Below are 23,498 nucleotides of genomic sequence, written 5' to 3' on the forward strand. Positions count from 1 at the left end.
GTGTAAATTACGTTTTCACCTACGTTGGGCGTAGGATTATTTACGGTTTTCGTCAAACTCAAATCCGATTGTTGTCCGCCAATTAAAACACCGCCTGTATCATCTTGACCGTCTAAAGTGCCTGTATTGGGTTGTGAATCTGAATCAAATTGGTCAGATTTACTTACTTCTGCTCGGTTTAAAATACTGCCTGATTGCGTTACTTTGGCTACAAAACTTAGACTTCTTGTTGCTCCCAATGGGATATTCGCAATTGTGCCTGTAAGCGTTCCTGCATTGTTAATTAAATCTGAAGATGATATAAATTGTAAACCTGCTGGCAACACGTCTTTTACCTCTACATTGGTCGCTACATTTGGACCTTCGTTGGTTACTGAAATTGTGTAAGTTACATCGGTATTGACACTTGGGTTTGTATTCGATACCGTTTTGGTCAAACTTAAATCGGTAATTTGAGGGGTAATTGTTACACTTCCAATATCATCTTGACCATCGGTAGTTCCTGTATTTGGTTGAGAATCAATATCAAATTGGTCAGATTTTGAGATTTCGGCTTTGTTCGTGATACTTGCAGATTGGGAAACCTGTGCTACAAAAGTCAATGTTTGAGGATTCCCAACTGTAACTGTCAATGGTAATGTACTTGTCAATGTGCCGTTCACATTGGTAAAATCCGAGCTACTCACAAACACAATACCAGCAGGAAGAATGTCTTTTACCTCCACATTTGTAGCTGTACTTGTACCAGCATTATTAATTGTGATTGTATAAGTAATATTATCTCCAACATTTGGCGTTGAATTGCTTACGGTTTTGGTCAAACTTAAATCTGATAACTGGGCGTTCAAATAAATTGCCCCTACGTCATCTTGACCATCTACAATTCCTGTATTAACCTGACTATCAGGGTCAAACTGGTCTGACTTGGTAATCTCTGCTTTATTTGTTATTCCTCCTGAAGTAGTAATAATTGCCTTAAATTTTAAGGTTACAGAGCCATTTACAGGAATTGTCAAAATATTATTTGACAATAACACTCCCGATGTATTTGTAAAGTCTGTACTACTGGTAAATTGTAATCCAGCAGGTAGAACGTCTTTAACCTGTACATTGGTGGCGATATTTGCTCCTGCATTATTTACTAACAAGGTAAATTCTACTTCATCTCCTACATTGGCATTGGCATTGTTTACAAATTTTTGTAAACTCAAATCGGCTATACGCACTTGTACACTTGTACTATCGGTATCATCTTCACCATTCAAGATACCATTATTGGGTGATGAATCTGGGTCAGGCACATTGCTGGAAGCAATTTCCGTATTATTGGTAATTTTGCCAGTACCAGTTACTTGAGCAACAAATTTCAAAGTCTGACTTTGTCCAACTCCTAAATTTGAAACTTGTCCTATCAGTGTTCCATTCGTGTTAGCAAAGGTTGAAGAACTAACAAATTGTAAACCTGCGGGCAGTACATCACGTACGCTTGCAGATGTTACGGCACTTGGCCCAGCATTGGTGATGGTGATGGTGAATTCTACATTTTCATTTGGATTAACGATTGCTTTATCAACTGTTTTTGTCAAACTTAAATCGGCTAAAATTCCTCCTACTGTTATTTCATCGGTATCGTCTTCGTTGTTTGTTGTGCCATTATTAACCTGAGAATCAGTATCAAATTGGTCAGATTTTGTAATTTGAGCGGCATTAATAATATTCCCAGCTTGGGTTATTTGGGCTGTAAAAGTCAAACTTTGTGTTACTCCTGCCGCTAAACTTGGAATTGTTGCCGTTAGTGTTCCTGCATTATTCGTAAAATTTCCTGCATTTACTAAATTTAAACCTACTGGCAATACGTCTTTTACTTCTACATTGGTAGCCGTTGATGGGCCAGCATTACTTATTTCAATGGTATAAGTTATATTATCGCCAACGTTTGCAGATAATGGGGTGGCTAATTTTACTAAACTTAAATCAGCAACTTGTGGGATAATGGTAGCATAACCTGTATCATCTTGACCATCTGCGGTTCCAGTATTTGGCTGAGAGTCAGGGTCAAACTGGTCTGATGTTGAAATTTCAGCTTTGTTAATGATGGTAGTAGATTGCGTTACTTGTGCTGTAAATGTCAAGGTTTTGGGAGTACCAACGGCAATTGTTAAATTTGATACGGTTAATATTCCTGCATTATTAGTAAAATCTGTACTTCCAACAAAACTTAACCCAAATGGCAAGACATCTTTTACCTCAACTCCTGTTGCGATAGATGGCCCTGCATTATTAACGGTGATGGTATAAGTAATGATTTCGCCTACATTTGGTGAGGCAGGTGTTCCTGCGGCAGGCGTTCCTGTGGTGGTTGAAACTGATTTTGTTAGGCTCAAATCTGATTGTTGTCCACCAATCAAAACACCTCCTGTATCATCTTGACCGTCTTCTGTACCAGTATTTACCTGAGAATCAATATCATACACATCAGATTTCGACACCTCCGCTTTATTCAAAATTGCCCCTGCTTGTGTCACTTTGGCGACGAAAGTAAGTGTTACAATTCCTCCCGATGAAATAGTTGGGATATTATTTGAGAAAAGTACACCCGAAGTATTAATAAAATCTGTACTTGAAACGAATTGTAAACCTGTTGGCAAAACGTCTTTTACTTGAACATTTGTTGCTGCATCTGTACCATCATTGTTAACCGTGACAGTGTAAGTAATATTTTCACCAACGTTTGGATTCGTTTTTGAAACCGTTTTTGTCAAACTTAAATCTGCTGTTTTGGGCGTTAAAATCGCATCATCCGTATCATCTTGACCGTCTTCTGTACCTGTATTGGGTTGTGAATCTGGGTCAAATTGGTCTGATTTTGACACTTCTACTTTATTTGTAATGCTGACAGGTTGAGAAACCCGTGCTACAAATGTTAATGTTTTGGTACCTACTGGCAAACTTGCAATTTGAGAAGTTAATGTTCCATTTAAGTTAATAAAATCTGTGCTTGATACAAATTGTAAACCCACAGGTAAAATATCTTTCACCTCTATATTGGTAGCCGTTGACGGACCAACATTGGTTACTGTAATGGTATAAGTGATGTTATCGCCTACATTGGGAGTAGTATTTGAAACAACTTTTGCTAAACTTAAATCTGATTGTTGACCTCCTATCAAAACGCCTCCTGTATCATCTTGACCGTCTTCTGTACCTGTATTTGGCTGAGAATCAGGGTCAAACTCATCTGACTTTGATACCTCTGCTTTGTTTAAAATAGCATTTGAGTTCAAAACTTTGGCTACAAAACTGAAAGATTTGGTAGCTCCTATGGCAATCGTATTGACTGTTCCCGATAGCGTTCCAGCAGTATTGGTTAAATCAGCAGATGACACAAATTGTAATCCTGCTGGCAAAATATCTTTTACCTCAACATTGGTAGCAATATCTGGGCCTGCATTGGTGACATTAATGGTATAAGTTATGTTTGCGTTGACATTGGGAGCTGTATTAGAGACGGTTTTGGTCAAACTCAAATCTGATTGTTTCGGAATAATGGTAGCACTTCCTGCATCATCTTGTCCATCAGTTGTACCTGTATTGGGCTGAGAATCGGGGTCGTATTGGTCTGCACTACTAATTTCTGCACTGTTGACTATGGTTGTGGCAGTTTGTACTACACCAACAAACGTCAATACTTTAGGTGTACCTACTGGAATACTCGCTATGTTTGCCGTTAATGTGCCAGACGAATTCGTGAAATCTGAGCTTGATACAAAATTGATTCCTGCTGGCAACACATCACGAACGGCAACGTTTGTTGCCACACTTGGCCCTGCATTATTTACCGTAATAGTATAAGTAATATTTTCACCAACATTAGGGTTGGTTTTTGAAACTACTTTGGTTAAACTCAAATCTGCTTGTTGACCTCCAATTAATACGCCTCCAGTATCATCTTGTCCATCTTCTGTACCTGTATTTGGCTGAGAATCAGGGTCAAATTGGTCTGAAGTCAAAACTTCCGCTTTGTTCAAAATACTTCCTGCTTGCGTAACTGTTGCTACGAAAGTCAAAACTCTTTGCCCACCCGCAGTAATTGATGCAATATTATTTGAAATTAATAATCCTGATGTATTCACAAAGTCGCTACTACTCACAAAAGTTAAGCCCACAGGCAACACATCTTTTACTTTTACATTGGTAGCATTATCTGTTCCTTTGTTTAGCACTGTGATGGTATAAGTAATATTTTCACCAACGTTAGGATTCGTTTTTGAAACCGTTTTGGTCAATTCCAAATCTGCTTGACGCACTCTAATTGATTCGTTTTCGGTATCATCTTCGCCATTGTCTGTTCCATTATTTGGCGTAGAATCTGAATCAGGGACATCACTACTTGCAATTTGAGCTTTATTAGTAATGATACCCGTTCCTGTTACTTTTGCTTGAAATGTAAAAACAATACTTGTATTTGCTTGAAGATTTGAGAAATTTCCAACTAAAATTCCATTGTTATTGGTCAAAGTTGAACTTGACACAAATGTTAAACCAACTGGTAAAGCATCTGAAACAGAACCTGTGGTTACTGCATTGGGGCCAGCATTTGAAACGGTAATGGTAAATGTGACTATTTCATTGGGATTAACCTCTGAATTACTTACAGTCTTTATTAAGCTCAAATCTGCTAATTGCCCCGCTATGGTAATATTTCCAGTATCATCTTGTCCGTCTGTTGTACCAGTATCGGGTTGTGAATCTATATCGTATTGGTCAGATTTTGTAACTTGTGCTTCATTTTTAAGTGAGCCTGCTTGTGTAACTCTTGCGATATACGTCAAGATTTTTGACGTTCCAGAAGCAATGGTTAATCCTGAAGCCGTGAGGGTTTGTCCTGCGGCAGTAAAATCACTACTCGAAATAAACAATAACCCTGTTGGCAATATATCTTTTACCTCCACATTAGTAGCTGTATTTGCCCCTGCATTGCTCACGGTAATGGTATAAGTAATATTATCTCCTACATTTACAGACAATTGGCTTGTGCTTTTCACCAATGATAAATCAGCCGTTTGAATTGTTAGTGGAGCATCATCTGTATCATCTTGTCCATCTGCTGTACCTGTATTGGGTTGTGAATCGGGGTCAAATTGGTTAACCGTTTTCACCTCTGCTCTATTATTGATGATTAATGCCGTATTTACAGCAGGTGTTAAAACTCTGGCGTTAAAAGTTAAATTGATAGGCGTTCCAACCAATACTGTCATTGGCGAAGTATTGGTTAATGTTCCTAAAGTATTGGTTAAAGTTCCCGATGAAACAAATTGTAAACCTGTTGGTAAAATATCTTGAATGGTTACGTTTGTAGCCGTACTTGGCCCTGCGTTAGCCACTGTGATGGTATAAGTTACAACATCGCCCACATTTGGATTGGTATTGGAAACCGATTTTTGCAAACTCAAATCTGCTTGTTGTCCGCCAATCAAAACCCCACCTGTATCATCCTGACCGTCTTCTGTGCCTGTATTGGGCTGAGAATCAGGGTCGTATTGGTCAGACATTGAAACTTCTGCTTTGTTCAAAATACTACCTGCTTGGGTAACGGTTGCTACAAAAGTGAGAGCAACCGAACCATTGACAGGAATTGTGGCGATGTTAGTGGATAATAACGTTCCTGATGTGTTCGTGAAATTTACCGATGAAACAAAACTCAAACCTGCTGGCAAAATGTCTTTTACTTGAATGTTTGTTGCTGTTGAAGGCCCTGCATTTGAAACCGTAATGGTATAAGTAATATTTGAGCCAACATTTGGATTGGCATTTGAAACCGTTTTTGTTAAACTCAAATCCGCTTGCTGAGCATTAATATCTACCGAACTTCTATCGTCTTCAGCGTTGGCAGTGCCATTGCCATGTGGTGAATCAATATCTGGTTGGTCAGCTAATGACACCTCAGCAGCATTAGTAATTAATCCTGACGACAAAACCTTCGCCACAAAAGTCACTGAAGCAGAAGCATTTACAGCAATATTCGGAATGACTGCCGTCAAAGTACCTGCTACATTTGTTAAATTGGCAGAACTCACAAATTGTAACCCTGCTGGCAATACGTCTTTTACCTCCACATTGGTGGCAGTATTAGGCCCTGCATTAGTTACTGTAATTGTATAAATAATATTTTCGCCTACATTTGGATCGGCAGGCGTTCCTGTTATTTTCGATACCGTTTTAGTCAGACTTAAATCTGCCTGATTTTGAATCGTTACAGGTGTTGGAGTGTTGCCCGTTGGCGTTGGGTCTGTTCCATTATTCGATACATCAGAAGAACTTCCGCCCGTTGTACCTGTACCAGTGGCAGTTACACTATTCAAGAAAATGTTATTTCCTGTATAACCATTTAATTTTATATTTACCGTGAACAAGTATGTATTGCTTGTATTAGGTGCTAAAGTTCCTGAACCTGTCAAAAGGTTTTGTGCAGATGGTGTTCCTAAAAATCCTGTATTTATATCACTCGCTCCAGACTTACTAACCACGGTATAAGTGATTGGCGACACAAACGTTGTCGCTAAATTCTCAGTTACTTGAACATTATTTAAGGTAACATTTCCAACATTTTTGGTAATTACCTGATAAGTAACATTATAACTACCATCACCTTGTAATGAAGGAGAACCAACCGTAGATTTTGCAACGCCAATAATTGGGTTTGAAATGGTTACAGGCGTAGGCGTATTTTCTCCACTGTCTCCTCCATAACCATTGGAGTTGGGGTCAATGGCAGTTTCTACACCATTATTTGATAAATCTGATACTGTTTGAGCAGACGGATTGATACCCGTTGCAGTCACTTGATTATTGAATATTGTTTGTGTTGAACCATTGAGCGTAACCCGTACTGTAAAAGTTATTGTACGAGACTGCCCTGCTGTTAGTGTTGATGTATTAGCACCATTTACTAATAATAAATTATTCGCTCCACTACCTGTAAACGAACTTTCTGGGGCTAAAGGAGCAAGTGTTTGTGGACTTTGCGAAATAGTATAAGTAGCTGGTGATGGAAAAGTTGCAGATAAATCATCTGCTACTTGTACACCTGTCAGGTTTACATTTCCAATGTTTTTTACCGTTACGGTATAAGGAACATCATAAACGCCATCTGATATTTTTAGAGGTGTACCTACCGACTTTGCAACCCCAATATTACCATTTACAATAGATACTGGAGTGGGTGTATCTTCTCCTAAGTCTCTCGGATTATTGTTTCCATTCGGGTCGATAGCAGTACTTCCGCCATTGTTTGAAATATCAGAAATAGCACTAATTGTTCCTCCAGAATTGGTTGCTCCAGCCGAAGCCGTGTTATTAAAAAGTGTTTGTGCTGAGCCATTTAAACTAACTCTTACCGTAAAAGTGATAGTTCTTGTTGCACCAATTGCTAAGGTAGAAGAAGCTGAATTTAATAAATTTTGAGCATTGTTTCCATCAAAAGAACTATTAATCGTAAATGGAGACGATGTTGATTTTACCGTAATTGAGTAGGTAATGGGGCTTGGAAAAGTAGTGTTTAAATTGTCTGTAACTTGTACATTTGCTAAGGCTACATTACCCAAGTTTTTTACCGTTACGGTATAAGGAACATCATAAACGCCATTGGTTACTAATACTGGACTTCCTACTGATTTGGCAAGACCAAGCACTGGATTATCAGTACAACTAATATTGGTAGTTGTGGTATTGGTACAGTTTGTAGTACGGTCTTTTATGGTAATGGTATAAGCTCCATTGGTTAAATTACTGAATATATTAGAGGACTGAAAACCACCTGCCCCCAAAGCATAATCTAATGAACCTCCTGTTGGATTTGTTGCTCCTATAACCGTAATTACACCTGTCCCTGCACCACCCACACACGAAGGCGTAGCCGATGAAAGTGTTGGTTTAGGGCGAACAACTACCGTCATTTCATCATAAGAAGTACAATTTCCTGAAGCACCAATTGTCCAACGATAGGTATAAGTTCCTGCTAATAAACCTGTTACAGTTGTGGCAGGAGAATTGACATTGGTTATTACTTCTGGAGAACCTACTGGCCCAGCCACTTTTGTCCATGTGCCAGTACCAACCGTAGGGGTGTTACCCGCCATCGTAAGAGTCTGTCCTTCACAAATAGTTTGACTTATTCCTGCAATGGCAGGCGTTGGCGAAGCTACAATATTGACGATTATCTCATCAAAAGATGTTTGGCAATCGTTTGGAGAATTTACCCCCGTTGAAACCGTCCAACGGAAAGTATATTGCCCTAAATCCGTCCCAACCACTTGCGAAGTTGGAGAATTTGGCGATAAGAAAGTTACATTCGGATTTCCAGATGGTTTTGCAATTTGTGTCCAAGTTCCTGTCCCTGCTGTTGGAGTAGCAGCACTCAAATTGACTGGCGAAAACTGACAAACAATTTGGTCTGTACCAGCATTGGCGGCACTTGGTACGGCTAAATTTCTGATAATCATTGTATCACGAGAGATACAAGCACCAGAGGTTATCGTCCAGATATATTTATAAGTTCCTGCTGATAAACTCAAAGCCGTTGTAGCAGGGCTTGTACCTGCCGCAGGAGAAAATACCGAATAAGGCGAATCTGTTGTTTTTGACCATGCTCCTGTTCCTACGGTTGGTGTATTTCCTGTAATATTGGCGGCAGTTCCATTACAAATGGTTTGGTCAATCCCTGCATTGGCTGTTGTTGGTGCTGGGTCTGGTACATTTATCGTAACTTCATCAAATGATGGTGTACAAGGGCCATTTGAAATAGTCCATCTAAAAACATAAACTCCAGAAGCATCTATTCCTGTAATATCAGTAGTAGCTACTTGCGGATTCAAAATTGTTGGCGTTGGTAATGTACCAGGTGTTTTTGAGACTAATGTCCACATACCTTGTCCAACAGTTGGTACATTTGCCGTCATTTTTACCGTTGGTGGGCAAACCGTTTTATCAACCCCAGCATTTGCAACGGTGGGTGTTTGAAAATTCTCAATTCTTACTTCATCACCAATTACACAAGTACCATTAGTGATTGTCCATTTTAATAAATATAATCCATACTTACTGTTTGAACCAATATTTAAAGTGGCATTGGGTGCTGTGGCATTGGAAAGCGTAGCATTTGATGTACCTGTTGGTTGTGACAAGATTGCCCATTGCCCCGACTGTCCCACAGGAACTGGATTAGGAATTACATCTCCAGAACCATTCAAATTAATAGCCGAACCTTCGCAAAATTGTTTATTAACTCCTGCACTTGGTGTACTCCCTGCTGCCGAAACAGTTACCGTAACTTGGTCGAAAGTGGGAATTATACAACCAGAAGCATTCAAATTTCTATCAATGGTATAATTAAAAATATATGTTCCTGTTGTCAAGCCTGTTACAACGGCGGCATTGGAAGGCGAAGACGTTGGTGTTATTGTTTGAAAACCTGGGCCTAATAGTTTTATCCAAGTTCCAGAAGGTCCATTACCAACTAAGGTTACTGAATTGCTCAAACATACACTTTGGTCTGCTCCTGCGTTAGAAGCCTCTTGTACATAAACATCTACTTCGTCAAAAGTTACAGGGCAATTAACACCCCCCGAAACTGTCCATCTAAATTTATAATTACCTTGTACTAATCCTGAGACTGTTATAGAAGGTGAGGTACTACTTGAAAAACCTACTGACGAAGGAGCATTTCCAACAATCGACCAATAACCTTGACTGTCTGCATTAATAGCATCAGCATTGATATTTACCGTTGAATTTGGAGGACATACCTGTAAACTCGAAGCTGCAATATTGGCAACACTCGTTGAAAATGAAACTCTAATTGTTACATCTGCTTGTGTTCCATTATTACATGAACCATTGGTAATCGTCCAACGGAAAACATAATCTCCAGCAACTAAGCTGTTGATAGTCGTTGTTGGCAAATTAACATCTACAATGTTTGCCAGCGAAGGACCCGAAACCTGAGTCCATGTTCCTACACCTACTCCAGGATTATTGCCAGCCAATGTAGCAGTAGTTCCACAAAGGGTTTGGGTTGAACCTGCCGAAGCCACTGGAAGTGCAGAATTGATGGTTACTCTTATTGTATCGTTTGAAGTACAAATACCGTCAGTAATTGTCCAAACAAATTTATATGTACCTGCCTGTAAGCCTGTTGCTTGTGCATTGGCTTGACTCGCATTAGGTGAAAAACTGGGTACTGCACTACCAGACGGGCGACTTACATTTGTCCATATACCCGTATTGGGTGCTGTCGGAGCGGTTGCACCGAGTGTCACACTTGTGCTACCTATTGATGCACAAATATCCACTCCTGCATTCGCATCTCCAGGCCCTTGTTCAGTACCAGAAGTAATCTGTACAATATCTGATGAAGTAGAACAACTCCCACCACCCGTCTGTGGAAGACTCACAACTGTCCATTGCAATTGATAAACTGTATTTATTATCAGGTTTTGTAATTTGGCATTGGGGTCATTGATATTTGTAAAAGTCGGAGCCGTTCCTGCTGGAACTTGCCCAACTACTGCCCAAGTTCCCTGTTGTCTTCTGAGAGGTACATTCGCATTCAACTGAACAGAAGTACCCAAACAAACAGGAGCTTGGTCTGCCCCTGCCATGGCAACTGGTGGTACTCTCACCACTACCAATACATCATCCGTATTTTTGGCACAAGATGGGCCATTCTCAATAGTCCATCTCAACACATAGTCACCTGTTAGTAAATTAGCAACGTTAGAGGTATTGGAAGTAATATTAGAAAACGTAGCTACCGATGGCCCTGATACCTGCGACCAACGTCCTACGCCCGTTGCAGGAATATTACCTGCTAAGTTAGTATTGGATATTCCACAAGCTAACACTTGGTCTGTTCCCGAATTTGAAGCTGTTGGCGAAATAGAAATATTGATTTTTATATCGTCGGTTACGGTTTGACAGTCTGACCCCTGCGAAGAATTTCTGATAAAACGGACTACATAATCCCCTGCCACCGTCAAGCCAGTAATTGTTTGAGGACTTCCCGATGAATTTACAGGAGAAGCCATCACGGCTGTTGGGCCTGAAATAATTTGATATTGTGTATAAAGCCCCCCCGATTGTGTATAGGCAACAGAAGCAGAGGTAACATTACAAGCCAAAACTTGGTCTGCACCTACCGAAATACTCGGAGGCGTTTGATTATAAATTTGAACCGTATTGTTGGTTGAACATCCCGTTGCGGCATTGGTAATTGTATATCTAAACTGATGATAGGCATTAGACACTAAACCCGTTACCGTAGTAGTTGGTGAGGTTGGCGATACAATTACGGGTGAACCTCCTCCATTATTAACAACCGTCCACAAAACAGTTTCGCCTACAAAAGATGGAGATGGGCCATTCAATACTACTGAAGTACGTCCATCACAAAACGTAATGTCCGCCATAGCTCCTACTTGTGTTATTGACTGCGAAGGAGCAGGTACAACAATCGTAACTTCATCTGAGCCATTTGTACAAGCACCAGATGCCGTTAATCTAAACACATACGTACCTTCTCTTAAATTACAAACTTGTGGATTGCGGATATTGGCATTGGAAAAAGTAGCAATCGTTGGGCCACTAACCTGCGACCATGTAGTAGTTTGCCCGCCTGTGCCATTGCCTTCAAAAGTTCCGTTTAAAGTAGTACAAGTTGACACAGAATAACACGCCACATTAGCAGCAATATTTTGGTCTGCTCCTGCATTGACCGTAGGCACACCGCCAAGGTTTGTAATGATAACGTCATCAGTGGTTTGGCAACCATTAGAACTTGTAATTATATATCTTAACGTAGAAGTACCAGCACTGGTCTGAGAAAGCGTTATTGACGGACTCACAACACTACCTGACGATAAACTCACTCCTGCATTATTTGCCCCTACAATTTGCCAAACTACGGTTTCTCCAGCATTGGCGGGAGTATTTCCTGAGATAGTATAAACACCTGGACAATAAGTGGCATCAGCTCCTGCATTAGCGATTGAGATTGGATTAACCGTAATTCTGACCTCATCAAAAATCAATTCCTCATCTTGACAAAGCCCTGTTAAGCGAAAAATATAAACCTGACTTGGCGTAGTTCCAAGTATTGAAGGATTTAAAATATTAGGATTAGAAATCACCACTGACGGGCCTCCAACCTGAGTCCAAGTAGTAGTAGGAGTATAACCATTCACCGCTGAGGCTACTGCTCCAGACAATTGGATAGGCTGATTTGCACAATAGGATACATCGACATTAGCGTTGACCGTACAATTTTGAGCTGTCAAAATTGTTGGAAAAATAAATATTAAGACGCATAAAATTTTAGCAAAAACCTTGTTAAATGGAATTGCGAAAGAGGACAAATGACGTAAAAACGTCATTACTGAGTAAAGTACAACTTGAATCATGGCGGTGATTTTCAGAGTTTTACAAAAAAATGGGTATGCACAAACTACTATATAGGAAGTCTAATTGCTAAAATGATGCCAAATCGGTGGTAACACTCAAACCCATAAGAATATACGGCAAAGACTCAATGCCTTTTTTAGGGATGTTCAAGAAAAAAATGAAAGAAATAGCGTAAAATTTCTGAATTTTGTAATTCTTCGAAATACCTCTGTTAAACAAGTTCATAATTAAAATCATACTTGATTCTATCTCTGAGGATTTATAATATTGTAAAATATTACCAATCTAAATTTTTAAGCATTATGGCTTCATCGACAAGAAAAAGAATTAGTTTGAATAAAAAGCATCAAATAAATATTTAAAATGACTGATTATATTTTAAGAATTGACTGTCCCGATGAGAAAGGGCTTGTCCATAAAATTACGGGAGTGCTATTTTTCAACAATCTCAATATTGAAAGAACAGATGAATTTGTGGACGTAGAAAACAATCTATTCTTTATGAGAATTGCTTTCTCGGGAAATTGTGACCCCGAAAGAATTGAAGATGGTTTGAGAGGTATTCTTCCTGATAATTCTAATATTGACCTCACCACAAAACAAATTAAAGACGTAGTTGTTTTGGTTACAAAAGAACATCACTGCCTTTCAGATTTATTGATAAGAAATCAATTTAAGGATTTATCTTTTAATATTTTGGCAGTAGTCGGTAATCATGATACGTTACGAGACTTGACCGAGAAATTCAATATTCCCTTCCATCATTTACCCGCCGAAAATATCACTCGGGTAGAACATGAAAAACAGATTGAGGAATTGGTAAAAAGCTATTCACCCGATTATCTTATTCTTGCCAAATTCATGCGTATTCTTACGGCTGAATTTACCGAAAAATTCAGTAAAAAGATTGTCAATATTCACCACTCATTTTTACCTGCTTTCATCGGAGCAAATCCTTATAAACAAGCCTACCAACGTGGCGTAAAAATTATTGGAGCAACAGCACATTTTGTCACGGACGACTTAGATGAAGGTCCAATCATTTTTCAAGACATCACTCGGGTAAACCACACAAAAAATGCCCAAGAAATGGCTCAGGCAGGACGTGACGTGGAGAAAATTGTATTAGCAAAAGCTTTGAAATTGGTATTGGAAGATAGGGTTTTTATTCATGGAAATAAAACCATCATTTTTGAGTAAAAACACTTATATTTCCTATATTTGTATAACAAAAAACCTGTTTAAACTCTCTATTCGCAAAAGACTGTTTAAACAGGTTTTTTTTATACCAAAAAAATAGAGCAACTATGCCGCCACACAATTGCTCCAAATAATTGAGCGGGTAGAGCCGCCACTCTACCCAACTCCAGTAAAAGATAACTATAATACCTTTTACCTTGATAAATAGAAAATAAAGTTTCTACTAATTGTTGATTCAAAATTACTTTAACAATTGATAATTACGTCATCGTTGAGGGAGACAAAAGGGGGACGAATTTAATTATTTTCCTACACCAAAAAACTTAATCCACTCATCTCTAAATTGCTTCGCTAAAATAAATATCAATTTTGTTCAAAAAAATATTACAGAATTACGAGCATGAAGCATTTCATATTTCTTACAATCCTACTACTGTGTAGCCTATCAAACTTTGCGTATAAAAACAAAGTTGATAGCGTGCGGACTGCTTATGTTACAGCAAAAGGGAACGCAAAAATTGATGCCGCTATCAATTATGCCTGCTATTTAGCACCGCCTGATACGATGAAAGCGATGCTTCTTTTTCAAGAAGCACTCAAAGAATCTAAAGCAAGTAAATACATAGATGGGCAAATTAAAGTTTTTCACTATATGGGTTGGTATTATTTTGAGTATTTGCATAATCGAGATAAAGCTATACTTATGTATCAAAAAGCGATACAATTGGCAAAAGAACATAAAAACTATGATGAACTATTGGGCATTTATGCCAATTTAAGTGATATATATATTTTTATCGGAAACAACATAGAAGCAATAAATACCCTCAATGAATCACAACAATATGCAGAAAAAATTAATCCAGATAAATATTTATCTATTATCTATATTGGTTTAATGGAATGCTATGCAAGTATTGGCGATTTCGAAAAAGCTTATTCTACTTTTAGTAAAGGAGTTACCTTATCAAGAAAAACAAAGGATATTCATAATTTGTGGCTCTTATATACCGCTATGGCTGACATGAAATACCAAGAAAAAAAATACTTTGAAGCTTTAGCTTTCATTAATAAAGCTATTGAATATGGTACTAAAAATAATGAGTTTTATGCAGTTCTAAATCTTCAGGCAAAAGTAGATGTACTCATACAGTGTGGGAGAATTAAAGAAGCTGAAAAGCTTTGCTTGAAAATCCGACCTACCATGAAAACAATTCCCGCATTTGATTTCATCGGAAGCAACAATGCCTCTTTAGGACATATCTATGCCGCTCGAAAAGAATATAAAAAGGCAGTCGAATATCTATTATTATCATATCAAGAAACAGTAGCCACAGACAATAATGAAAATTTAATAGACCTCGACAGTACATTATCTAATGCTTATTATCAATTAGGAGATTATAAAAAAAGTGTTGATTACCTCAAATATTACTTTACTCATCAAGAAGAAATTAGTTCGGAACGTAAGCAAAAAGAATTTCAAAATTTGCAGCACCGTTTTGATTTAGAAAAAAATCAACTACAACTGACCAATCTTGAGTCAAGCAAAAAAATGTATATTGTTCTATCTATTACCTTATTTTTTATTCTAATTCTTGGTATTATTGTTTTTTTTATCAAACATACTAATAATCAACTCCAAGTAAAACTATTAGATGAAACCGCTAAAAATGAAGAACAATTGCGTGAGAATATTCAACTTGAAATGGATACTAAACTCAGAGAATTAACTTCTATGGCAATGGCTATCGACCAAAAGAATATTATTTGGAAAAACATTCAGCAAAAATTGAAAGAAACGCTCAATGAAATGCCTACCATTTCAGAGAAAGAGATTAAAACTATCGTCAGAATAATCACGCAAGACAATGATAATCAACACGAATGGGACACCTTTAAACTCCATTTCGAGAATGTTCACCCTCAATTTTTTACAACATTAAGACAAATTGCTCCAACATTGACGCAATTAGAATTACGCCAATGTGCATATATAAAGATAAACTTAGCTCCGAAACAAGTAGGAAATCTCCTAAATATAACGCCCGATTCTGTCAAAAAATCTCGTATGAGATTAAAGAAAAAACTTAATCTTTCAGCAGAAGAAAACCTTTCTAAATTTATCACCAATCTAAAAATAGCTTAGTTTTATAAAGAGATTCAGAAAAGGTTTTAAACAGACACTTTTTCTAAAACGCATTTTTACCAATTTCAAGGTCTTTTACTTTTGTCTTGATACAAAAAGTAGCGGAACTATCTACAATTTGTCGCAGAATAAAATTAGACCACAGATTGTACTGATTCAACGGATTTACACGGATAAATTTAAAGAAAATCAGTGTAAATCTGTTTTATCTGTTCTATCCGTGGTCTAATTTTGTCTTCCGACAAATAGTAGATAATTCCGAAAAGTAACAAAAAAAATCAAGAAATTCCGAAACTCGTCGGGTGTCGTTCGCTACGCTCAAACTGCGGAATTTCGGGCTGGACTGCGACATTCGTCCGATTTTCCAAAAAGTGCCTGTCTAAAAAGAAAAAGGTAAAATCCATCATTCAAAAGTTTATTTTAAAGTCCCTTCAATAGAATTTGAACTTCTACTGTCGGGACTTTTTTTCATATAGTTCAAAGGAAGATTAATTTTTTAATTCAGACAAACTGTATTGAAAACTATTGCTTGAAAAACTTTAATTTGGCTTGTTTTAGGGGTCTGACTATCGTCTGAACGAGTATTATATCTCGGTAAATTTGGCTTGTTTTAGCGGTCTGACTATCGTCTGAACGAGTATTCTTATTCTACCTCGGTCAGACGATAGTCAGACCGCTAAAACAAAAGTATTATTCTATGAAATATCCGTCAAATTAAAGTATTTCAAACATCATTTTTAGGATGAAACTTTTTAAACTTTCGCTACCCATGTAAATTGACTATTATTTAAAGATGTCTTCATTAAATGTCGCAAGTTAAATTTTTTCAATGTAGCTCTGAACTTCTTTAAAATAAACAAATTTTCAAACGATACCGAAAGTTTAAACATCTTCGATAAAAACAAGCGATAGTGCCGCCACACTATCGCTTCATTGAATTTAGTAAGTAGAACCGCTACTCTACATACTCAATCACTTTCCAGTTAAGTAAAATAAATTTTGCCCCCTAACTATCAGAGATTGTTAGACCAAATTTATATTCTTTCACTGTTAAATGTCATATTTGGTAGGGGTACAATTAGGGGAACGATGGAGGACAAAAGGAGGACAGGTAAAATATTACTTAAAACAACAGAACAGAATAGAACACAATTAACTCATTATCAGTCACTTAAATCCTATATTCCAGCATTATTAAATTATTAAGCTTTTTGTTGGAAAGTATTTCGGATTTATCGAACTTACTTCAGACATGATAAATGTCCAAACCTTCTTGCATTTCCCATATTAAAAATTTATGAAATACTTAAAAATCATTCCATTTATCTTGTTTTTTTCATCCTCTGGAATTGCTCAGAGCAAAAAGGATAGTTTGTTTCAAGTCTATCAAAAAGCTGAAGGAAACAATAAAATTAACGCTGCAATTGAATACGCTCGACATTTAGCACCGCCAGATACAGTGAAAGCGTTGAACTTATTAATCAACGCAATAAAACAAGCTCAACTGAACCAATATGAATTCGGCGAGATAAAAGGAATTCGCAATTTGGGCTGGTACTATCTTGAACATTTACACGAAAAGGAAAAAGCAGTACAACTTTATAAAAAAGCGTTGAGTTTGGCTATTGAAACAGATTTTTATGATGAAACCTATGCCATTTATACGAGTTTGATAGATGCTTATTTGTTTGTGGGGGAAACAATTGAAGCATACGATATTTTGACAGAATCTCGGAAATTTTCTGAGAGAACAAATCCAGATAAATACTTACCAACTATATATTTTCAATTGATGGAATATTACTCCTATTTTGAAGATTATAGCGAAGCATACACAGCATTCAATAGAGGAGCAAGCATTGCTAAACGTACCAATAATCAAAACACTTTATGGTTATTGTATTTGACGATGGCGGAAACTAAAAGACGTGAAAATAAATTATCAGAAGCATTAGAGTACTCAGAAAAAGCAATTCCTATTGGTATCAAAAACAAACTTTCTTATGCTCCGTTAGCTTCACAAATTAAGGTTGAGGTTCTCATTAAACTGAATAGATTAGATGAGGCTGAACGGCTTAGCAGAAGTATTCAAAAAGATTTGGCAGCTTTGCCTGCCTTTGATTTTGTGGGAAGTACAAGTAAATCACTTGCCTTAATATATTTTGCTCGCAAAGATTATTCAACAGCTTTAACCTATGCTTTAGATGCTCATAAAATGATTGCCAAAACTGATAATCCGAAAAACTTATCTGAAATTGAAAATATTTTATCAGAAATCTATTACAAATTAGGCGACTACCAAAAAAGTGTGGAAGCACTAAAAAATTATAATAAGCTCAAAGAGAAACTTTTTTCAAAAGAAAAAGTAAAAAAAGTCCAGAGTTTACAACATAGATTTGACTTAGAAAAAAAACAACTGCAATTAGATAGTGTAGAAGGAAGCAGACGCCAATATTTGATATTATCGGCAACTTTATTTTGTGTATTGGGCTTAGTGGTCAGAATGCTATATATAGAACAAAAGAACAATCAATTAAATATTAAACTATTAGACGAAACGGCTAAAAATGAAGAACAAAAGCGTGAAAAAATGCAGTTGGAAATTGATAATAATATCCGAGAATTGACTTCTATGGCAATGGTAGCAGACCAAAAGAATGTTCTTTGGCTCAATATCAAACATAAATTAGAAGAAAAACTTAAAGAAATGCCTAATATTTCTGAAAATGATATTAAAACAATCTTGAAAATTGTTTCACAAAACACTGATAATCAACACGAATGGGATACTTTCAAAATTCATTTTGAACAAGTTCACCCTCAATTTTTTATTATTTTAAGTCAACTTGCTCCTAATCTCACTCAATTGGAACTACGTCAGTGTGCTTACATTAAAATCAATCTCAGCCCAAAACAGGTGGGTAACCTTTTGAATATTACGCCCGATGCCGTCAAAAAAGCCCGCATGAGAATTAAAAGAAAACTCAACCTTGTAGCTGAAGATAGTTTGAGTAAGTTTATTTCAACATTGCACGAAGTTTAGTGGGGTTTCGCAATACAGACTTTAGCCTGTTCTTACATAAATAGACTAAAATTTGTATTGCGAAAATAACATCATAATTTATAAAATTCCTTGTTCAACAGATTCATTCAAAAGGTCATTGGTATAATTCCAAATCGTTTCAGAACCTTTTTGAATACCTTTTGCGGTGTCAAATACCTTGTCATAGCTCACGTTATACTCCGCCCAAGTACCTCCTTGATTCGAGGCATTTTGCAATAAAGGCTCAAATCTATCCATTGATTTTGCAAATTTGGCTTCATTGGTTTCTCCTGCTTCAAACTCTTCCCAAATGCTAATTAATTCTTCTGCTTGTTCCTGAGGTAATATGCCAAATATGCGTTTTGCAGCCATTGTTTCAGCTTCAGTATTGGTATGGTTCAAAATGGTGTCATGTAAAAATACATCTCCCGTATCAATTTCAACAATATCATGGATTAAAACCATTTTAATTACCTTCAATATATCAATTGGTGTGTTAGAATGTTCTGCCAAAACAATTGCCATCATTGCCAAATGCCAGCTATGTTCTGCATCATTTTCATGACGATTGCTATTAAATAGCTTCGTTCTTCGTTGAATGTACTTAATTTTATCAATCTCTTTTATGAAATTTATCTGTTTTGAAAGTTTATCTGAGTGCATATTTTTATTTTTTTGTTTTATAATTTTCACAAAAGAACGGTGAATTTTATTCAGTAAAAAGAATTCTTGTCCTACTGTTTCAAAATGGTACAACTCTAATACAGCATTTCATTCAAATTAAACAATCTAATCATTGAAACATCTTTTGGCATAAACAAAAACGCCTCAATCTTGCGATATGAGGCGTTTTGCTTGTATTATTCTGCACAATGTCTATTTCAATTGAATGACTTTGAATTCTGTACGACGGTTTGCTGAATGTTGTTCTTCTGTACATTCTACACCATCGGCACATTCGTTCAATAATTGTGATTCTCCATATCCAGATGCCTCTAAACGGCTACCTGATACACCACGTTTCACCAAGTATTTTTTAACCGCTTGCGAGCGTCCTTCAGATACTTTTTGGTTAAACTCAGTTGTAGCACGGCTATCAGTATGTGAACGAATTTCAACTCTCATACCTTTATAACGTTTCAACATGATTGCTAATTTATCTAATTCACGAGAAGCATCGGCACGGATATTACATTTACCATAATCGTAGTAGATATTTTCAATTGCTACAACGTCGCCTTCTTCAAACATACTCAAGTTAGCATTGATATTTTTCGGTCCACCTTTGCCCAATTTCTTGATTTTGTTTCCACGTGAACCAAAGTTCTCTTTAGCAGCTTCAATTGAGTAGTCACAACCTTCACAAATATCAAATTGATAACGTCCATCTTCGCCAGTAACAAAACTCTGAACTGAACCATCACATTCGTTTTTCAAGGTAACATTAACACCGCTTAATGGACGTTTGTCTTTATTAGCAGTTACACGACCACGAATTGTTTTAGTGGTTGGGCATGGAATAGCATTTCCTGTTGTTCCTTGATAACCTTGTGTAGCTCCATCTACAACAGTTCCACCGTCAGTAGTAGTATTTGCAACGGTTGATGAACCATCAGTAATTGTTGTGTTTCCTGCATTTGCGGTACTATCAGCAACTACTTCTTTTACTCTTGCTAATGGAATATCAAGTGTTGTTTGGTCTGTTTCTGTTTTGGTAGAGAAATTTACCGTATTTGACACATAACCTTCACGACTTGCTTTGAATTCATAATCTTTACCTTCTTCTAAACACACTTTAAAGGTACCGTTAGAATCAGTCTTTTTCATTTCAGTATTTCCATCTACGGTGATAGCTACGTCTGCATTATCTAAAGGCATTTTAGATTCTACATCATAAACAATCACTTGAATTTCTTGGCAATCAGGTTTTTCGTCACATTCACGAGTGAAACGATAAATATCATCATCTGTTCCTCCACGTTTACGATTTGACGACAAATAACCCATTTTACGCTCTCCATCTGCAATAAAACCAAAGTCATCTTTGCTTGAATTTACAGGTGTTCCTAAGTTTTTAATTTTACCTTTTAACTTTGAACCATCCGATAATTGTGCGTAAAAAATATCTAAATCTCCAAGTCCAGGATGTCCGTCAGAAGAGAAATATAGGTTACCTCTTTCATCAACATACGGGAACATTTCATTTCCTGCGGTATTGATTTCTGGGCCTAAATTTACGGGTGTTCCAAAAGTACCACCATTGTATTGTACTACATAAACGTCAGTACCACCAAAACCTCCTGGCATATCCGACACAAAATACATCAACTTATCATCTTTTGTCAATGAAGGGTGTCCCGTAGAATATTCGTCACTGTTAAATGGAACTTCCTTAATATTTCCCCATTGTCCAACACCCTTATCGTCTCCTGTATAAATTTTCAACTTATTGATTTTATCAGAAGATGTTTTGAATTTACCGTTATTAAAGTTGTTTCTTGTAAAAATCACCTTTTTGCCATCACCTGTAAAAGTCATTGGCCCTTCGTGATACTTTGTATTTAAAGACTTACTAAATACAGATGTTTTTGTCGCTGGCGTTTCAGTATAACCATACCCTTGATAGATATTGGTTCCACCAAAAGTACCTACTGTTCTGGTGTCGTTAGCTGTCGGAGCTGTATATTCGTCAGAACCAACAACACTTTCATTTCCTCTTGACTTGGCTTTATTGGCATCAGCACCACCCAAACCAGCGGCTGAGGCAGTCAATTGACTTACATCGCTTAGATAGTACATATCTAAGAAACGAGAGTTATCCCAACAGAAAACACGTTTTAATCCTGTGCCTTCGGTACGTCCAGAGTTGAAAACCAAACCATTTTTGTAATACATTGGGCTAAAATCAGCCTTATCAGAATTGATAGAAAGATAATCTACCTTATAACAAGTAGCATTTTTATTCAAAGACTCTACATTTTTGTATAGTTTCTGAAAACCTCCACTACGTTTATCGGCAGCTTCTACTTTTGAATATTTTTCATAAGCATCTTGTGCATCTTTGTATTTACCGTTTGAAGCCAACGCTTGGGCATAATACAAATATGCTTTCGAGGCATCACCTGAAAGTTCAGAACCTCCGCTGATTAATTCTCTGTAAACACGTTCAGCGTTTTGAGTATCACGAATTTGGCGATAAGCATACGCCAATTTCAAACGAGCCGACTGCTTTTCTGAATCGGAAAGTTTTCCTTTCAAAACCTGCTCAAACATTTCGGCGGCGTTGAGGTAGCTCATCTTGTTAAACTCATACTCAGCGTCTTTAATCGACTGAGAGAAAGTCTTAGCAACTACCAGTAATACCAGCACAAGCATTAGTCCAGTTTTCTTCAAATTAATCATCGTATTAAGAAAGTTTTACTACGTTATTTAAGGCGGGTGGGGTTATTGTATTAGATGATAGATTTTAGAGTATAGATAACCAAGAATAAATAATAGACCTATTCCAAAATCATTAACTATTTGAAATGCTATTGTATATTCTCTAAAATCTAATCTCTATACTCTACCTTAAAAATATCTTGGTGTAAGAATCTTAGCTTTACGGTATCCGAATTCATAACGAAGCATTACTTCATGCGAACCTCCTTGTCTACCTCTCAACCCATTCAGCATAAAGTCATAGGCATAACCTAAGCGGAATTGGTCAGTTGCTTGGATTTCAAGCATACCAATGGCTGCGTCACCATTGAGATTGTTGAAAGGAGAATTAAAATCTTTATTGTTTGTTCTCCATGAACCACCAATAGCAATGCGGTCTTTAATCCAAAGATTTAGGTTAAAGTCAAATGCCGCAGCATCACGAGTTGCTTTTGCTAAAATTGATGGCTTCAGGGCTAATGAACGTCCTAAAGGCAATACAAAACCCATCATTAAGAAGAAATGGCGTTCTTGACGTGCTACCGAATCACTCGATTTAGTTGCTTCTCCATCTTTCAATCGGTTCTGAATAAGGCTTGGACAAGATAAACCAATATAACCTCTGTCATTACTCAAGTATAGACCTACACCCGCATTAGGCAACCATTTACTGATATTACCAGAAAAGGCAGCATCAGAATCTGTACCACTTAATGTACGCTGTACATCAATTAAGTTTCCAGTAAGGTTAGTTACTCCTCCCTGAACACCCATCGACAAGGTTGTTCTTTGAGAAACTTTCACACGGTAAGCATAAGACAGATAAACACCTGTATTCTTGAAAACACCGATTTGGTCGTTATAAGCTTGTAAGCCAATACCTACTTTTTCTTTCTTAATTGGCATATCAATAGTGAAAGATTGAGTTGTTGGAGCACCGTCAATGTTTACCCATTGTTGGCGGTATAGACCCGTCATACTCAATACATCTCTGCTACCCGCATACGCAGGGTTTACTGCCAACATATTGAACATATACTGCGAGTATTGAACCTCTTGCTGTGCATGAACGGTTTGAACACCTGCCAACGTAGCAAAAGCCAGTGCTGTCATGTATCGAACTCTTGAAAGCAAACCTTGGAGTTTCATGTGATAAAATGTTTAAATGATTTTAATGTTGTTGTAAGGATAGGGGCAGTTCACCAGTAATCTTAACTCTAATTTATCTTG

7 protein-coding genes are annotated in these 23,498 nt (G+C 37.1%); 3 read left to right on the forward strand and 4 right to left on the reverse strand.

Annotation, left to right across the window (positions count from 1 at the left end; translation table 11 throughout):
• Positions 1-12,455: PKD domain-containing protein (locus tag VB796_RS18065; protein ID WP_323347982.1), on the reverse strand; the 12,455-nt coding region annotated here is incomplete at its 3' end.
• A gap of 364 nt (positions 12,456-12,819) precedes the next feature.
• Here VB796_RS18065 and purU point away from each other — a divergent pair.
• The 3 genes from purU to VB796_RS18080 all read left to right on the forward strand — a co-directional run bounded on the left by purU (position 12,820) and on the right by VB796_RS18080 (position 18,848).
• On the forward strand, positions 12,820-13,656 hold the full coding sequence (purU, locus tag VB796_RS18070; RefSeq protein ID WP_323347983.1) for a formyltetrahydrofolate deformylase: 837 nt from the start codon (positions 12,820-12,822) through the stop codon (positions 13,654-13,656).
• Positions 13,657-14,056: 400 nt separating this feature from the next.
• Entirely contained in the window at positions 14,057-15,805 is a 1,749-nt protein-coding gene (locus VB796_RS18075; RefSeq protein WP_323347984.1) for a hypothetical protein, read from the forward strand.
• 1,297 nt (positions 15,806-17,102) lie between these two features.
• Positions 17,103-18,848 carry a hypothetical protein gene (locus tag VB796_RS18080; RefSeq protein WP_323347985.1) on the forward strand — a complete coding sequence of 582 codons (1,746 nt, stop codon included), beginning with the start codon at positions 17,103-17,105 and terminating at the stop codon, positions 18,846-18,848.
• Between the two features lie 78 nt (positions 18,849-18,926).
• Here VB796_RS18080 and VB796_RS18085 read toward each other — a convergent pair whose 3' ends face one another.
• The 3 genes from VB796_RS18085 to VB796_RS18095 all read right to left on the reverse strand — a co-directional run bounded on the left by VB796_RS18085 (position 18,927) and on the right by VB796_RS18095 (position 23,417).
• Positions 18,927-19,511, reverse strand: coding sequence for an HD domain-containing protein (locus VB796_RS18085; protein WP_323347986.1), 585 nt, complete (start codon positions 19,509-19,511; stop codon positions 18,927-18,929).
• A gap of 213 nt (positions 19,512-19,724) precedes the next feature.
• Complete coding sequence (locus VB796_RS18090) at positions 19,725-22,250, reverse strand: carboxypeptidase regulatory-like domain-containing protein (RefSeq protein ID WP_323347987.1); 2,526 nt, start codon at positions 22,248-22,250, stop codon at positions 19,725-19,727.
• A gap of 168 nt (positions 22,251-22,418) precedes the next feature.
• Positions 22,419-23,417, reverse strand: coding sequence for a type IX secretion system membrane protein PorP/SprF (locus VB796_RS18095; RefSeq protein WP_323347988.1), 999 nt, complete (start codon positions 23,415-23,417; stop codon positions 22,419-22,421).
• Positions 23,418-23,498: the final 81 nt, after the last annotated feature.

It is taken from the genome of Arcicella sp. LKC2W (assembly GCF_034931005.1).
Classification (GTDB): Bacteria; Bacteroidota; Bacteroidia; order Cytophagales; family Spirosomataceae; genus Arcicella.

Coding starts and splice junctions, on each gene's coding strand:
- purU (WP_323347983.1), top strand. CDS start 12,820: ATGACTGATTATATTTTAAGAATTGACTGTCCCGATGAGAAAGGGCTT.
- VB796_RS18075 (WP_323347984.1), top strand. CDS start 14,057: ATGAAGCATTTCATATTTCTTACAATCCTACTACTGTGTAGCCTATCA.
- VB796_RS18080 (WP_323347985.1), top strand. CDS start 17,103: ATGAAATACTTAAAAATCATTCCATTTATCTTGTTTTTTTCATCCTCT.
- VB796_RS18085 (WP_323347986.1), bottom strand. CDS start 19,511: ATGCACTCAGATAAACTTTCAAAACAGATAAATTTCATAAAAGAGATT.
- VB796_RS18090 (WP_323347987.1), bottom strand. CDS start 22,250: ATGATTAATTTGAAGAAAACTGGACTAATGCTTGTGCTGGTATTACTG.
- VB796_RS18095 (WP_323347988.1), bottom strand. CDS start 23,417: ATGAAACTCCAAGGTTTGCTTTCAAGAGTTCGATACATGACAGCACTG.